At 73.9% G+C, this 15,520-nt stretch carries 13 protein-coding genes; 5 read left to right on the top strand and 8 right to left on the bottom strand.

Annotation, left to right across the window (positions count from 1 at the left end):
* Positions 1-6 precede the first annotated feature (6 nt).
* From GA0070622_RS12815 to GA0070622_RS12795, 5 genes are all read left to right on the top strand, one after another.
* Positions 7-1,950: an amylo-alpha-1,6-glucosidase gene (locus tag GA0070622_RS12815; RefSeq protein WP_091573513.1), complete on the top strand. Its 1,944-nt coding sequence runs from the start codon at positions 7-9 to the stop codon at positions 1,948-1,950.
* A 127-nt stretch (positions 1,951-2,077) separates the two neighbouring features.
* On the top strand, positions 2,078-3,403 hold the full coding sequence (locus GA0070622_RS12810; RefSeq protein WP_176710455.1) for a glycosyltransferase family 4 protein: 1,326 nt from the start codon (positions 2,078-2,080) through the stop codon (positions 3,401-3,403).
* 77 nt (positions 3,404-3,480) lie between these two features.
* Positions 3,481-5,871, top strand: coding sequence for a serine/threonine-protein kinase (locus GA0070622_RS12805; protein ID WP_091573511.1), 2,391 nt, complete (start codon positions 3,481-3,483; stop codon positions 5,869-5,871).
* A 200-nt stretch (positions 5,872-6,071) separates the two neighbouring features.
* Positions 6,072-6,881, top strand: coding sequence for a metal-dependent hydrolase (locus GA0070622_RS12800; protein ID WP_091573510.1), 810 nt, complete (start codon positions 6,072-6,074; stop codon positions 6,879-6,881).
* Positions 6,878-7,780 carry an amidohydrolase family protein gene (locus GA0070622_RS12795; protein WP_091573509.1) on the top strand — a complete coding sequence of 301 codons (903 nt, stop codon included), beginning with the start codon at positions 6,878-6,880 and terminating at the stop codon, positions 7,778-7,780. The genes GA0070622_RS12800 and GA0070622_RS12795 overlap by 4 nt, the downstream gene beginning before the upstream one ends.
* Before the next feature lie 9 nt (positions 7,781-7,789).
* On the opposite strand, the gene GA0070622_RS12790 is transcribed toward GA0070622_RS12795, so the two are convergent.
* The 8 genes from GA0070622_RS12790 to ngcE all read right to left on the bottom strand — a co-directional run bounded on the left by GA0070622_RS12790 (position 7,790) and on the right by ngcE (position 15,502).
* Positions 7,790-8,284 (bottom strand): hypothetical protein, encoded by a 495-nt coding sequence (locus GA0070622_RS12790; RefSeq protein ID WP_245666198.1) that lies wholly within the window; start codon positions 8,282-8,284, stop codon positions 7,790-7,792.
* Between the two features lie 62 nt (positions 8,285-8,346).
* Positions 8,347-9,066 (bottom strand): VOC family protein, encoded by a 720-nt coding sequence (locus GA0070622_RS12785; protein WP_091577270.1) that lies wholly within the window; start codon positions 9,064-9,066, stop codon positions 8,347-8,349.
* 95 nt (positions 9,067-9,161) lie between these two features.
* Complete coding sequence (locus GA0070622_RS12780; RefSeq protein WP_091577267.1) at positions 9,162-9,494, bottom strand: TfoX/Sxy family protein; 333 nt, start codon at positions 9,492-9,494, stop codon at positions 9,162-9,164.
* A gap of 103 nt (positions 9,495-9,597) precedes the next feature.
* Positions 9,598-10,191 (bottom strand): nucleotidyltransferase family protein, encoded by a 594-nt coding sequence (locus tag GA0070622_RS12775; RefSeq protein ID WP_091573508.1) that lies wholly within the window; start codon positions 10,189-10,191, stop codon positions 9,598-9,600.
* 143 nt (positions 10,192-10,334) lie between these two features.
* Positions 10,335-12,005 carry a bifunctional 3'-5' exonuclease/DNA polymerase gene (locus GA0070622_RS12770; RefSeq protein ID WP_176710454.1) on the bottom strand — a complete coding sequence of 557 codons (1,671 nt, stop codon included), beginning with the start codon at positions 12,003-12,005 and terminating at the stop codon, positions 10,335-10,337.
* Between the two features lie 150 nt (positions 12,006-12,155).
* Positions 12,156-13,112, bottom strand: a complete 957-nt coding sequence (locus tag GA0070622_RS12765; protein ID WP_091573507.1) for a carbohydrate ABC transporter permease — start codon at positions 13,110-13,112, stop codon at positions 12,156-12,158.
* Between the two features lie 13 nt (positions 13,113-13,125).
* Positions 13,126-14,067: a carbohydrate ABC transporter permease gene (locus GA0070622_RS12760; RefSeq protein ID WP_091573506.1), complete on the bottom strand. Its 942-nt coding sequence runs from the start codon at positions 14,065-14,067 to the stop codon at positions 13,126-13,128.
* 22 nt (positions 14,068-14,089) lie between these two features.
* A complete protein-coding gene (gene ngcE, locus GA0070622_RS12755) occupies positions 14,090-15,502 on the bottom strand; it encodes an N-acetylglucosamine/diacetylchitobiose ABC transporter substrate-binding protein (RefSeq protein WP_091573505.1) in 1,413 nt (470 codons plus the stop codon).
* Positions 15,503-15,520 lie beyond the last annotated feature (18 nt).

Raw genomic sequence — 15,520 nt, 5'->3', positions numbered from 1 at the left:
GGAAAGTTGATCGACATCCGCTTCGGCCCGCAGGTCTGCGGTGACCTGTCCGCGTCCGCCGGCCGGGAATGGCTGGTCACGGACGGGCGCGGCGGCTACGCCATGGGCACCGTCGCCGGGCTGCGCACCCGCCGCTACCACGGCCTGCTCGTGGTGGCGGGCGAAACGCCCGCGTCCCGCAAGGTGGGACTGGCCGGCCTCGACCCGGCGGTGACCCTGCCGTCGGGGCGGCAGGTCCGGCTCGGCGCGCACGAGTGGTCCTCCGGGGTGGTCGACCCGCGCGGCTTCGAGCTGCTGGAACGCTTCGACCTGGCCGACGGGTTGCCGCGCTGGCGGTGGCGGATCGGCGAGGTGGTGATCGAGCGGGAGATCGCCATGACGTACGGCCGGTCGTGCGTCGCCGTGGTGCACCGGCTGGTCTCCGGCGGCCCGGTCCGGCTGGACCTGGCCGCCGCCTGCACGTGGCGGGACGCCCACGGCGAGCGGCGGGCCGACGGGCCGGCGCCCCGCCTGGAGCCGGCGGCCGGCGGCGCGGTGGTCGACGGCGCGTTCCGGCTCGCCGGGCCGGACTGGACGCCGGAGGGCCAGTGGTGGCACGGCGTGCGCCACCGGGAGGAGGCGGCCCGCGGCCTGCACCCGGACGAGGACCTCTGGTACGCCGGCCGGTTCTCCGGCGCGCTGGACGAGCCGGGGGCGACGGTGACGGTGCTGGCCTGGGCGGACGACCTGGCCGAGGAGCCCCCGCCGGCGACCGCCGTCGTCGAGGCGGCCCGGCGGCGCCACCGCGCGGTGGTGGCCGCGGCGAAGCCCGACGACGCGGTCGAGGCGACGCTCGCGCTGGCCGCCGACGCGTTCGTGGTGCGCGCCGCCACCGGCCCGGACGTGGTGGCCGGCTACCCCTGGTTCGGCGCCTGGTCGCGGGACACGATGATCTCCTACGAGGGGTTGTTCCTCTGCACCGGCCGCGCCGACGAGGGCCGCGACCTGCTGCGGGCGTACGCGGGCACACTGTCGGAGGGCATGCTGGCGAACACCGCCGACACCGGCCGGGTCGAGCACAACACGGTCGACGGCACGTTGTGGTTCCTGCACGCGGTCAACCGGCACGTCACGGTCACCGGCGACACCGACCTCGGCGACGAGCTGCTGCCCGCGCTGCACGCCGTGGTGGAGGCGCACGTGGCCGGCACCCGCTACGGCATCGGCGTCGACCCGGCCGACGGGCTGCTCACCCAGGGCGGCCCGCCGGACGTGGCGCTGACCTGGATGGACGCCCGGGTGTACGGCGTGCCGGTGACGCCGCGCACCGGCAAGCCGGTCGAGGTCAACGCGCTGTGGGTCAACGGGTTGGCCGGGCTCGCCGAGCTGACCGAGCTGGCCGGTCGGGACGCCGGCGCGCTGTGGGACCTGCACTCCCGGGCCACCACGTCGTTCCGCTCCCGTTTCCCCGCGCCGGCCGGCTGGCTGCACGACGTGGTGGACGCACCGGCGCCCGCCTACCCGCTGGGCGGCGCGGCGCACCACGACGACGACCTGCTGCGCCCCAACCAGCTGCTCGCCTGGTCCCTGCCGTACGCGCCGCTGGAGCCGGACGAGGCCACGCTGCGCCGCGTCGCCGAGGCGCTGCTCACCCCGCTCGGACCACGCAGCCTCGCCCCCGACTCCCCCGGTTTCGTCGGGCGGCACCGGGGCGGTCCGGCCGAGCGGGACTCCGCCTACCACCAGGGCACGGTCTGGCCGTGGCTGACCGGGCCGCTGGTGGACGCGTACCGCCGGGCCGGCCTGCACACCGACGACCTGCTGGTGGGTTTGGAGGGGCACCTCACCGAGGTGGGCCTCGGCTCGGTCAGCGAGACCGCCGACGGCGCCGCGCCGCACGCCGCCACCGGTTGCCCGTTCCAGGCCTGGTCGGTGGCGGAGCTGCTGCGCGCGCGACGCGCCCGCCGGTAACGCGTTACAGACCGGCAACCGGCGCGTCGCCGCTGGTTATCGACCCCTGGGCAGGATGGGTGGCGACCCCACCGGAACCCCGCGGCGACGCCGTGGGGCGGGGACACCACAACTCAAAGGGGGCCGCGTGTCAGCTGACGCCGAAGTGATCGACATCCAGCCCGCCCGGCACCTGCGGGTGCTGCTGCTCTCCTGGGAGTACCCACCCGTGCTCGTCGGTGGGCTCGGCCGCCACGTGCACGCGCTCTCCGTCGCCCTGGCCGCCGCCGGGCACGAGGTCACCGTGGTCACCCGGCACGCCGAGGGCGTCGGGCTGGAGGAGTACGCCGACGGCGTCCGCATCGTCCGCGCGGCCGAGGACCCGGTCCGGTTCCCGCTGGCCACCGACTCCCTGCTGGCCTGGACGATGGCGTTCAACCACACGCTCACCCGGGCCGCCCTGCGCGCCGCCGGCTCCGGCGGCTACGACGTGATCCACGCCCACGACTGGCTGGTCGCGCACACCGCCGTCACCCTGGCCGAGCACCTCGACGTGCCGCTGGTGACCACCATCCACGCGACCGAGGCCGGCCGGCACCAGGGCTGGCTGCCGGCGGAGATGAACCGCACCATCCACGGTATCGAGCACTGGCTGAGCAACGCCTCGGCCCGGGTGATCGCCTGCTCCGGCTACATGCGGGAGCAGGTGGCCCGGCTGTTCGACGTGCCGTCCGGCCGGATCGACGTGGTCGCCAACGGCGTGGACGACCGGGCCTGGCGGGCCCGTCCGCACGCGGTCGCCTCGGCCCGGGCGCGCTTCGCCGCCGGCGGGCCGCTGATCGGGTACGCCGGCCGCCTGGTCTACGAGAAGGGCGTGCAGCACCTGGTGCACGCCGTGCCGCACCTGGCCGACCGGCACCCGGGGCTGCGGGTGGTGATCGCCGGGGACGGCCCGTACCGGGACGAGCTGGTCGACCAGGTCGACCGGCTGCGCCTGGGCGACACGGTCCGGTTCGCCGGCTTCCTGGACGCCACCCAGCTTCCGGCGGTGCTCGCCGCCACCGACGCCACGGTGATCCCCAGCCTCTACGAGCCGTTCGGGATGATCGCGCTGGAGGCGGCCGCCGCCGGCGCGCCGCTCGCGGTGGCGCGCACCGGCGGGCTGGCCGAGATCGTCGAACCGGGCGTGACCGGGGTGACCTTCCCGCACGGCGACCCGGACGCGCTGGCCGGCGCGGTCGACCGGCTGCTCGGCGACGAGGTCTTCGCCCGCCGGGTGGCGCGCCGGGCGCGGACCATGGTGACCCGGCGCTACGCCTGGTCGGCCATCGCCGCCCGCACCGCCGGGAGTTACGCCGTCGCCCGCCGGGAGCACCACACGTTCCAGGCCCGCCGGGCCGCCGCGCTGCTGGCCGGCAACCGGTCCGCCATCGCCATTCCGGACGGAAATCTGCTGGCCGGCGCGGCGAGCTAGGGACGCCGCCCCGACGAACGATAGGTACCGTCCGATCCGTTGGCTATTGTGGACCACGACCAGCGGTGAGGAGTGCGGTGCGGGAGGTAGTGATCGCCGGGCGGTACCGCCTGCTCGAGCTGGTCGGCCGCGGCGGGATGGGCCAGGTCTGGCGCGCTCGGGACGAGGAGCTGCACCGCGAGGTGGCGGTGAAGCAGGTGGTGCCGCCGAACTGGCTCGCCGAGCACGAGCGGGACGAGCTGCGCGCGCGCACGCTGCGCGAGGCGCGGACGGCCGCGCGGCTCAGCCACCCCAACGTGGTGCGGGTCTACGACGTGGTCCGGGTCCAGGGCGACCCGTGGCTGATCATGGAGTACGTCCCGTCCCGCTCGCTTCAGGAGATCATCGAGAGCGACGGCCCGCTGCCGCCCCGGCGGGCCGCCGGGATCGGGCTGGCCGTGCTCGCCGCGCTGCGCGCCGCGCACGAGGCCGGGGTGCTGCACCGCGACGTGAAGCCCGCCAACGTGCTGCTGGCCCGCGACGGCCGGGTGCTGCTCACCGACTTCGGGCTGGCCGTGTTCGAGGGCGGCGACGGGGCCATGACCCGTCCCGGGCTGGTCCTGGGCTCCCCGCAGTACGTGGCCCCGGAACGCGCCGCCGAGGGCGCGTCCAGCGTGGAGGCGGACCTGTGGTCGCTGGGCGCCACGCTGCACGCGGCCGTGGAGGGCCGCTCCCCGTACGCCCGCAGCACCGCGATGGCCACGCTGGCCGCGCTGGCCAGCCAGCCCCCGGACCCGGCCCCGCACGCGGGTCCGTTGATGCCGGTGCTGGTCGGGTTGCTGCGCCGCGACCCCCGCAACCGGCTCGGCCACGACGAGACCGTCCGGCTGCTCACCGCCGCCACCGCGCCGGACGCCGACGTGCCGGGCGCCGAAGCGCCGGGCGCCGAAGCGCCGGGCGCCGACGTGGCGGACCGGCCGGCCGCCGGGCGGTCGGCCCGCTCGGCCGGCTCGGCCGGCGAGGCGCCCGGCCGGTCGGCCGGCGCGGACGTGCCGGCGCGGACCGGGTCCGCCGGCGCAGCCGACCCGCCGGGCCGGACCCACGAGCCGGGCCGGACCCACGAGCCGGGCCGGACCCACGAGCCGGGCCGGACCGACGCGGACGGCTGGGACAGCACCGGCACCGCGGCCGGGCCGCCCGTCGACTATCCCGACCTGATGCCGCCCGCCGCCGCCGCGCGCGCCTGGAGTCGGGCGGCCCTGCGCAGCGAATGGGCGCCGCCCGGCGAGGCGGACGCCACCGAGTCGGCGACCGAACCGGTCGAACCGGCCGGGCCGGTCGAACCGGGCCAGCCCGACGGGTCAGCCCGGACGGGTCGTGGCGGACCGCACCGGGAGACCACCGACCGTCCGAGCGGCAGCCTCGGTCCCACGGTCCTGACCAGCTTCGTGGACCCGGGCAGCCCGACCGGGCCGGAGGGCCCTCAGGCCCGCGCCGACGCCCTCAGCCCGGTGCACACCGGCGGGCAGACGTCGCCGCCACCCGGTCCCGCCCCGGTCACCCACAGCGGCCCGGTGGACACCGGCGTGCTGCGCGGTGGCCGTGCGGGAAGCGGCGCGCTCCCCGTACGCCCCGACGACCTCGGCGGGGTGCCCACGCGCGGCGGCGAGGCCGGCCACGGCGGCACGTCCGGCGACCCGATCCTCGGCGGCGGCATGCCCGGCGGAACCGCTCCCGGTGCTCCCGAGGGCGGACGGACGGACGGCGGCGCGGGCGCGGCGGCGGCCCGACGCTGGGGCCTGGCGGCGGCGGCCGCGGCGCTGGCCGTGGCCGCCGGGGTCGGCACCGCGCTCGCCGTCACCGACGACCACGCGCACCCGCCGGACGACGACCGGCGCGGCGAGGGCTCCGCCCAGCCCTGGGACCGCCCACCCGGACCACCCGGCGGGCCCGGCGGCGTGCCGGCCCCGCCGTTCCCCTGCATCCGGCCCGACGTGGCGGGCACCCCCGTGCAGAAGGGCCCGCCACCGGCCGACCCGGCGATCACCGTGCCCGCCGGCTGGGTCTGGCCGGCCGACACCGGCGGGTTCCACATCGCCCTGCCCGCCGGCTGGCTCCAACTGCGCTCCGGCGACACCACCTGCTTCCAGGACCCGGCCACCCGGCGCATCCTGGGCGTCGAGCCCTACCCGGGCGGGGACCCGGTCGGTCGGCTGCGGTCGTCCGAGCGGGACCTGACGTCCGCCGGCCGGCTACCCCACTACCAGAAGGTGCGGCTGGCCGCCGACGGCGACGGCGCGGAGTGGGAGTGCCGGTGGACCGCGCCGTACGGCGAGCGCATGCACGCGTTACGGGTGCTGCCCGGCGAGGAGGCCGGCTGGACGCTGGGGTGGACCACCTCCGACGCCGACTGGACCGCCGCCGCCGCGCAGTTCGCGCTGATCCGCGAGAGCATCCGGCCGATCCGGCCCACCCGTACCGCGGGGTGACCGGCAGGCGTCTCATCACCGACAGTCGGGGCCGGCGGGCCGGGCCGGGGCGACATACTTCCTGGTGATCCGGCGGGCGTCACCGGGACGCCCCGGCGCCCCCTCCCCAGTGGACCGTCCGGATGATGCCCCGCCGTCGCACGGCCTGACTACAGTGGCGTAGTTTTCTCGATCAAGATCTCTGGGGAGGGCGAGCCGAGATGATGGGACCATCCCACGCGCTGTCCGGCGCGGCGGTGTGGCTGACCGGCTCCTGGGCGCTGGACCAGTTCGCCGACTACCACCAGACGCCGCTGGCACTGGCGGTGGGCACCGCGGTCTGCGCGGGCGGGGCGCTCTTTCCCGACCTCGACCTCTCCGGCAAGGTCACCCGCAACCAGGGCGGCGCCACCGTCGCCCGGACGTTCGGCGTGTTCAGCCTCTTCGTCGCCGAGGTGATGGAGAAGATCTCCCTCGGCGTCTACTACGCCACCAAGCTCAGCAAGGACCCGCGCCGCAACAACGGGCACCGCACCCTGACCCACACGATCCCGTTCACCGTGCTGGTCGGATGGGGCACCACCGCGCTCTGCGCCCACTACGGCAAGTGGGCGGTGGTCGGCATCCTGTTCTTCATGATCGGCCTGGCGCTGCGCGGGCTCTTCGACGAGTGGGCGGAACGGGCCGGCTGGGTCGTGGTCACGCTGGTGTCGGCCGCCGCGGCCTGGTTCACGTTCGCCAACCTGCCCGGCGACCGGGGCTATCCGATGATCGGCCTCGCCATGGGGGTGGGCTGCTTCGTGCACATCCTCGGCGACATGATCACCCGGGCCGGCGTGCCGATCCTCTGGCCGATCCCGATCAGACGCCGGATGTGGACCATGATCGGGCTGCCCAACAAGATCGCGTTGCGCACCGGCAGCAAGGCCGAGACGGTCGTGCTGCGGGCCGCGCTGACCGTGCTGGCCGTGCTCGCCGCGGTGGGCCTGGTCGCGCCGTCGGTGCTGCAACGCTTCGACATCCAGGTGTGACCGGGGCCTTCCCGGCGCCGGCCGAGGACGAGGCGGTGCCGGCGTTCTGGCAGCGGCTCGGGCTGCCCGGCCTGGCCGACGTGCACACCCACTTCCTGCCGCCCCGCCTGCTGGCCAAGGTGTGGGCCTACTTCGACGCGGCCGGCCCGCTGGTCGGCACCGAGTGGCCGATCCGCTACCGCTGGGACGACGACACCCGGGTCGCGCACCTCGGGCGGCTCGGCGTGCGGGCGTTCACCGCGCTGGCGTACCCGCACCGGCCCGGCATGGCCGAGTCGCTGAACCGGTGGACGCTGGACTTCGCCGCGCGTACCCCGGGGTGTCTGCCGTCGGCGACGTTCTTCCCCGAGCCGGACGCCGCCCGGTACGTCGCGGACGCCCTCACCGCCGGCGCCCGGGTGTTCAAGGTGCACGTGCAGGTGGGTGGCTTCCGCCCCACCGACCCGGCCCTGGACGCGGTGTGGGGCCTGCTCGCGGACGCCGGCGTGCCGGTGGTCGTGCACGCCGGGCACGCCCCGGTGGGCACCGCGCACACCGGGCCGGAACCGTTCGCCGCGCTGCTCGCCCGACACCCCCGGCTGGCCACCGTCGTGGCCCACCTCGGCGCGCCCGACTATGTCGCGTTCCTCGACCTGGCCGACCGGTACGCCGAGGTCCGGCTCGACACCACCATGGCCTTCACCTCGTTCTTCGACCGGTTCGTGCCGTTCCCGCCGGCGCAGCGGCCCCGGCTGCGCGAGCTGGGCCTGGCCGGCAAGGTGCTGCTGGGCAGCGACTTCCCGAACATCCCCTACCCGTACGCCGAGCAGCTCGACGGATTGGCCCGGCTGGACCTGGGCGACGACTGGCTGCGCGCGGTCTGCTGGGGCAACGCGGCCGCGCTGTTCGACCTGGCCTGAGCCGACGCCTCACCGGGCGACGGCGCGCCGCGCCCACCCGAGGCGGCTCCGGAGTCGCCCGACGCCACGGGCGGCGAGGGCGTACGCGACCGTCGGCGGAAGGACCGCGAGCGCGGCGAACCCCGCCACGACCGGGATCCGGGCGGCGGGAACGTCCGTGGCGACCGGGATGCGGGCGGCGGGAACGTCCGTGGCGACCGACGCGGCGACGGCGTACCCGACGGCCAGGACGATCGCGGCGGCTCCGGCGAGCGCCGACGTCGCGACGACTCCCCGGCGCCGGCCGGCCGCCTCGGCGACGGCCACGGCGGGCAGGAAGAGCAGCGGCAGCAGGACCAGGCCGAGCACCGCCGCGATCAGCACCAGCAGCGGACCGGCCAGCGGCCCGCCCGGGTCGGCGTCGGTGACCAGCGCGTACGACAGCAGGCCGAGGTAGCCGGCGACCGTCTCGGCGAGGACCACGAGCCAGGCGGTGGCCATGCCCACCAGATGACGAGCGAACACGACGCTCCCTCCCCGTCGGGTGTCGTCCCCCGCGGACGGTAGCGAATGCGAGGAACCTCGCGTCAGCGGGGCGTCAGCACGCAGAACTCGGTGCCGTCGGGGTCGGCGAGCACCACGTCGTCGGCCGTGTGCCGGCCCGTGCCGACCCGGGTCGCGCCGAGCGCGACCAGGCGGTCGACCTCCGCGTCCCGGTCGCCGCCCGCCGGGACGACGTCGAGGTGCAGCCGGTCCCGTCCGTCGCTCGGCATCAGCGGCGGGCCACTCCAGGTGACCTTCGCGCCGCCGCCCGGCGACTGGATCGCGGTCTCCTCGTCCTGGTCCCAGACCAGGGGCCAGCCCAGCGCCGCGCGCCAGAAGTAGCCGACCGCCCGGGTGCCGTCGCAGTTGACCGCGCCGATCGGCCCGCAGCCGGCGAGGAAGGTGTTGTCCGCCTCGATGACGCAGAACTCGTTGCCCTCGGGGTCGGCGAGCACCACCTGCCCGTCGTCGGGGCCCTGCCCGATGTCGATGTGCCGCCCGCCCAGGGCCAGCGCCCGGGCCACCGTCTCCCGCTGGTCCTGCGGGGATCCGCTGGTCAGGTCGAAGTGCACCCGGTTCTGCGTGGCCTTCGGATGTGGGTTCGGGAGGAAGCGGACGCGGAAGCCGGGGTCGCCGTCGGGCAGGAGCGCGACCCCCTCGCGCGGGTCGTCGACGATCTCCCGACCCAGCACCCCCGACCAGAACCGGGCGAGCCGCAGCGGCTCCGCCGCGTCGACGCTGATCGCGTAGAGGTGACTCGTCATCGCGGTGCCCATCTCCGATCCGCCGTCCGAGTGTCTGTCGACAGATCGGGAGCGTAGGGCGGAGCGGGGCCGGCCGCAGCCGAATATCGGGCGGGCTACTTCGCCGGCAGGGCCCGGGCGGAGCGGACCCCGCGGTCGACCCAGCGGGCCAGGTCGGCGTCGCGCTCGCACGCGGCGGGGTCGACGGTGACCCAGCCCCGCATCGGCCACCCGCGCATCACGGTCGCCCCGGCGCCGGGCTCGGCCAGCGCCGCCTCGGTGTCGGCCGGATCGACGCGCACCATCAGGCCGCCGGCGCCGCGCACCACCACCGACATGTTGCCGCGCAGCATCATCGCCAGGCCGCCGAACATGCGCCGTTCGGTGACGCCGGGCTCGCGCCCGACCAGCTCCCGCACCCGGTTCGCCAGGTCCTCGTCGTAGGCCACCGTCACATCCTGGCACCGAGGTCCGACACCCACCGTGGGCGCGCTTGTTAAGAAGGGGCCCTTCCTCTACCGCAGGCGTTAAGAAGGGGCCCTTCCTTACCCGTCAGGCGCCCACGCGCTGCTCGGGTATCGACAGCCCGTAGAGCGCCATCAGTTCCGGGCTGTCGATCCGGCTGCCGTCGGCCACCGCGTCGCAGGCGATGTCCACGATCTGGTCCTTGTGCGCCAGCAGGTAGGGCCGGGCACCGACGTCGGCGCTGGCCAGCGTGGCGATGCCGGACCAGTGTCGGCGGCCGAAGAGCATCGGGTAGCCGCGCAGGCCGTCGTAGGTCGCGCAGACCAGCACGTCCGGGTACGGCAAGGCGGTCACCCGGCGGACCGCCGTCGCGGTGAGCCCGGGCATGTCCACCGGCACCACGACGACCGCCTCGATGCCGTCGTCGGTCAGCGCGGCCAGCCCGGCCCGGATCGAGGAGCCCACGCCGGTCCCCCAGGCCCGGTTGACCACCACGGTGGCGCCGGTGAGGTCGGTGGTCTGCCGCACCTGTTCGGCCGCCGCGCCCAGCACGACCACGACGTCCGCGCAGCCCGCCTCGGTCATCGTGTCGATCATCTGGCTCACCAGCGGCTTCTCACCCTGGTGCAGCAACGCCTCGGGGCCGCCGATGCGGCGGCCGCCACCAGCGGCGATGATCATTGCAGCGATCCGGTTCAGCGGTGCCCCCTCGACCAGGGGGACGGACCGGGCACAGCCGCGCCCGGTCCGTCCCGTCGTACGCACACCGGACCCAACGAGCACGATCAGGGCCGGGTAGCGGGGCAAATCGGAAAATTGTGGGACTATGCCGCGTCGGCGTAGCAGTCCACCGTGGACAGGTCGAGCGGGAAGCGGACCGGGGTGTCGCCGAACAACAGCCGGGTGGCCCGCTCGCCGGCCGCGGTCACCGCCTCGGCGACGGCGGCGGCCTGACCGTCCGGACAGTGCACCACCACCTCGTCGTGCTGGAAGAAGACCAGCTCGGCAGCGGTGCCGGCAAGCTCGGTGCGCAGCGTGGCCAGCAGCGTCGAGGCCCACTCGGCGGCGGTGGCCTGGATGACGAAGTTGCGGGTGAAGCGCCCCCGCGACCGGGCCGCCCGGGCCGACGGGCTGTGTGGATCCGCCTCGCCGTCCGGCGTCGCGTCGTCCTCGGCGAAACCGACCGAACCCGGCGGGCAGGTGCGGCCCAGCCACGACCGGACCAGCCCGCCGGCCTCGCCGGTGCGGGCGGCCGCCTCGACGTAGCCGAACGCGGTCGGGTAGTTCTTCCGCAACACCGCCAGCGCCGGCACCGCCGCGCCGCCGGTCTGCCCGTACATCGCGCCGAGCAGCGCCACCTTGGCCCGGGGCCGGTCACCGCCGAAGGCGTCCCGGGCCAGCGCCGCGTAGAGGTCGCCGGCGCCGCCCGCGGCGGCCAGCCGCTCGTCACCGGAGACCGCGGCGAGCACCCGCGGTTCGAGCTGGCCCGCGTCGGCCACCACGAACGTCCAACCCGGGTCGGCCACCACGGCCCGGCGGATCACCTTCGGGATCTGCAACGCCCCGCCGCCCCGGGTGGCCCACCGGCCGGACACCACGCCGCCCGGCACGTACTCCGGGTGGAACCGGCCGCCGGACACCCAGGCGTCGCGCCAGGCCCAGCCGTGCGCCGTCCAGATCCGGTAGAGCTCCTTGTACTCGAGGACCAGCGGCACCGCCGGGTGCTCCACCCCCCGCAGCACCCAGGCCCGCGTGTTGGGCAGTTCCACACCCGCCCGGGCGAACGCCCGCAACAGCTCCGCCGGCGAGTCGGCGTGCAACCGGCGTACGCCGAACGCGGCGGCGATCCGCGCCTGCAGCTCGGCCAGCCGGCGAGGTGGCCCACCCACCGGGGACGCCTCGCCGAGCAGCTCCGCCAGGATCGCGTCGTGCACGTCGACCCGCCAGGGCAGCCCGGCCGCGCCCATCTCGGCGGCGACCAGCGCACCGGCCGACTCGGCGGCCACCAGGAGCCGGAACCGGCCGGGATGGGCGGTCGCGGCGATCCGGGCGAGCTGGTCGGCGTACACCCGGGTCAGGGCCGGGACGCCCGGGCCCGCGGGGCCGGACGGCGGCTCGAAGAGCGCGGCCTGGCCGTGCCCGGGCGGCTCGGGCGGGCGCGGCGCCGGATCCGGCGGGACCGGCGCGCCGGTCAGCCGGGCCCAGGCGGCGGGCAGCGCCCGGGGCTCGCCCCAGCGGCCGGCGTGCCCGAGCAGCAGCGCCTCGGTCAGCTCCACGTCGTGGCAGCGGTCGAGCCGGACGCCGGCACGCAGCAACCCCGGGTAGACGCCGCCGCCGGTGGCCCACACCCAGCGGGGCCGGTCGGCGGCCTCGCGGGCGGCCACCGCGCCGGCCAGGTCGACGACCTCCTCGGCCGGGCCGACCGGGCGACCGGTGTCGTCGAGCGGTTGCAGCACGCCGCCGCCCCGCTCGTCCGCCACCACCGCCACCAGCACGGAGGTGATTCTGCCTCGCCCCACCGACACGCTGTGCGGGGGAAAGGAAGGGCCCCCTTTTAACGCCTCCGGTAGAGGAAGGGCCCCTTCTTAACAACGGCGGTTAAGAAGGGGCCCTTCCTTCCCGCGGCGGGAGGGGGCGGGCGGGTGCTACTTGCTGACGCCGGCGGTGAGACCGGACTGCACCTGGCGCTGGAAGACGATGTACACGATCAGCACCGGCAGCATCGCCATCGTGACGCCGGCGAACAAGCCGGACCAGTCGGACTTGTAGCCCTGGTTGACCGACAGCTCGATCAGACCCTGCGCGATGACCTGGTGCTTCGGCTCACCGGCGACCGACTGCATCAGCAGCGTCGGCAGGTACCACTGGTTCCACTGGCCGAGCACGTTGAAGATGCCGATGCTGATCAGGCCGGGCTTGGCCATCGGCAGCATCACGCTGAAGAACGTGCGGGTGTGCGACGCCCCGTCGACCTGGGCCGCCTCGGCGATCGAGTCGGGCAGCGTCCGGAAGAACGAGTGCATGAAGAAGATCGTGAACGACAGCGACCAGGCCACGTAGACGAGGATCAGCATGAGGTGCTTGTTCGGGCCGAGCAGCGGGAGGCTGACCCCGGTGTTGTAGACGCCCTTGAACAGCGGCACCGCGGCCAGGTAGATCGGCAGCGTCAACCCGGACAGGAACATCCAGTAGATCAGCCGGTTGCCGCGGAACTCGTAGCGCGCCAGGGCGTACGCGGCCATGGAACCGAGCAGCATCGTCAGGGACACGCTGAAGACGAGCACGAGCAGCGTGTTGAGGAAGAAGCTGTCGATCCCGGCCGTCCAGGCCCGGGCGAAGTTGTCCCACTGCAACGCGTCGGGGATCAGCGACAGCGGCTCGCGGATCACCTCCGAGTCCGTCTTGAGCGCCGACATCACCACCCACAGCAGCGGGTAGACCACCATGATCGCCCAGACCGCGAGGAACAGGTGGGAGAAGCCGTTGAAGAACCGGCCGCCGAGGCCGTTGCCGGCGCCCTTGGCCCGCCGGCCCGTCGGCGGGCCGGACGGCGGCTCCGTGTCGGGTCGGGTCCGGCCGGAGGAGTGTGTCACCGTGCTCATCGTCCAAACCTCCTCAGAACTCGATCCGCTCACGGCGGGTGATCCGCAACTGGAGCGCGGCCAGCAGGATGGTGAAGATGGCCAGCGCGACGGCGATGGCGCAGGCGTAGCCGAACTGGCCCTTCTGGAACGCGTTGAACTGGATCACCGAGGCGAAGATCTCGCTGGCGTGGTTCGGGCCGCCCTGGCTCGGTGTCATGACGAAGACCAGCGCGTACATGTCCAGCGCGATGAAGCCGAGGTAGACCCAGGCGACCGAGATGCTGTCCCGCAGCAGCGGCAGGGTCACCCGGAAGAAGGTGTGGAACCGACCCGCGCCGTCGAGGATCGCCGCCTCGTAGATGTCCTTCGGGATCGACTGCATGGCGGCGGAGAACAGCACCATGTAGAAGCCGGCGCCGCTCCACACCGCGATGAGCAGCAACCACCAGAGCACCGCGGGTACGCCGAGGAACGGCTCCGGGTCGGCGGTGAACGCGATCGGGTTGTCCGCGTCCACCAGTCCGATCTTGATCAGCAGGCCGTTGATCAGACCCTGCCCGTCGGTCCGGTAGATCTGCTGCCACATCACCGCGATGACGACCAGCGACAGCACCTGCGGGAAGAAGAAGATCACCTTGTAGATCCCGGAGCCGAACACCCCGCGGATGCCGGCCCTGTCCTCGCGTCCGCCCACGTTGAGCAGGAACGCGAGGAACAGGGCCAGCGCGATCGTGAACAGCGGCACGGTGACCAGGAAGAACACGTTGTGCCAGAACGCCTTCCGGATCAGCTCGTCGGAGAACAGTCGGACGTAGTTGTCCAGCCCGACGAAGTTCTGGGAATCCGAGTACCCGCCCCAGTCGGTCAGCGAGTAGCCCGCCGCCTGGGCGAACGGCCACACCACGTAGAACAGGTACAGCGCGACGGGCAGGGCCAGGAAGCCCGTGACGAAACGCGCGACTCCGTGCCGCATTGGACTCACTTCCTCGACGATGTCAGGCGGTGCGGGTCTGCTTCTTGATCGACGAGTCCTTGGCGACCTTGTCCGCGGCCACCTGCATCTTGTCGACGAACTGCTGCGCGGTGAGCCGGCCGGCCATCAGCTCCTCGGAGAGGTTCTGGCTCTCCTTGTCCAGGTCGGCGTAGAAGTCCGGGAACTTCACCGAGATCAGCTCTCCGCTGCCACCCTTGACCAGGTTGTTCGCGCTGGCCAGCGCGCTGTCCTGGACGTTGTCACCGGAGCCCTTGGTGGAGGCCAGCGACTTGGTCAGCTCGGCGAACTTCGCCGAACCGGCCTTGGACAGGATGGCCCGCAGGAACTCCTTCGCGGCCTCCTTGTTCGGCGCCTTGCTGGGCACCACGAAGCCCTCGCCGGAGGAGGCGAAGACGTCCTTGGCGGCCTTGTCGCCCGGCTTGCTCCAGTAGTCGGAGATGGTCAGCTCGAAGCCCGGCGGGATGGTCGCCGACATCTCGTTCTTCAGCCAGGTGCCGACCTGGATGAACGCCGCCTTGCCGTCCAGCCACGCCTGCTGCGACTGGGTGTGGTCCAGCTTGCCCGGCAGGAGCAGCTTGTCCTTGACCAGTTTCTCCCACGGCTCCAGCGCGGCGACGATGCCGTCGGCCTTCCAGGCGCCGTCCTTCAGGTTGTCGATGTCGACCACGGCCTGCTTGCCGACGGCCTTCCAGATGCTCGCGAACAGCGCCCAGCGGGGGTAGTAGCCGTGTGCGGCGTCGTGCACGTACGGCGCCATGCCCTTGGCCTTGATCTTCGGCGCCAGGGCGAAGAACTCGTCCCAGGTGGTCGGGGCGGTCCAGCCCTCCTTCTTGAAGAGCGCGGCGTTGTACCAGTTGCCCCAGACCGTGTAGGCCACGTTCACCACGTAGAACTTGCCGTTCTGGGTGCCGTCGGCGACGGTGCCCGGCAGCAGCGAGTCGGCCACCGTCCCCTCGCCGTCCCAGGCCGGCGCGGTGAGCAAGTCGTCGAGCGGCTCGATGGCGCCCTCGTTGATCAGCGTGCTGCGGTCCATCATGTCGGCGCCCGAGTTCATCACCAGGTCGCTCGGCTGGGTCGCCATCTTCGGCTGCTCTTCGGTCTTGATCTTCTGAGTGGAAGACATGTTGACCGTGACGTTCGCGTGCTTGGCGTTGAAGATGACCTTGTCTTCCTTGGCCCACTGGTCACCCAGGCCACCGTTGAAGACGACCACCTTGACGGCGCTGCCGTCCTTGACGCCGAACGGGTTGTCCTTGCTCTTGGCCGCGCCGCCGCCGTCGGACTTGCTCGGCTCGCTGCCGGCGCAGGCGCTGAGCAGACCGGCGGCCGGGACCGCGATCAGGCCGGCCGCGGCGGCGCGCTGCAACAGGGTCCGACGGCTGAGGTCGCCGGACTTCTCGGGGGTAACCGACATCTTGTCTCTCCTTGTGGT

The organism is Micromonospora sediminicola (genome assembly GCF_900089585.1).
GTDB classification, from domain to species: Bacteria; Actinomycetota; Actinomycetes; order Mycobacteriales; family Micromonosporaceae; genus Micromonospora; species Micromonospora sediminicola.
This window is presented reverse-complemented; position numbering and strand designations above follow the sequence as displayed.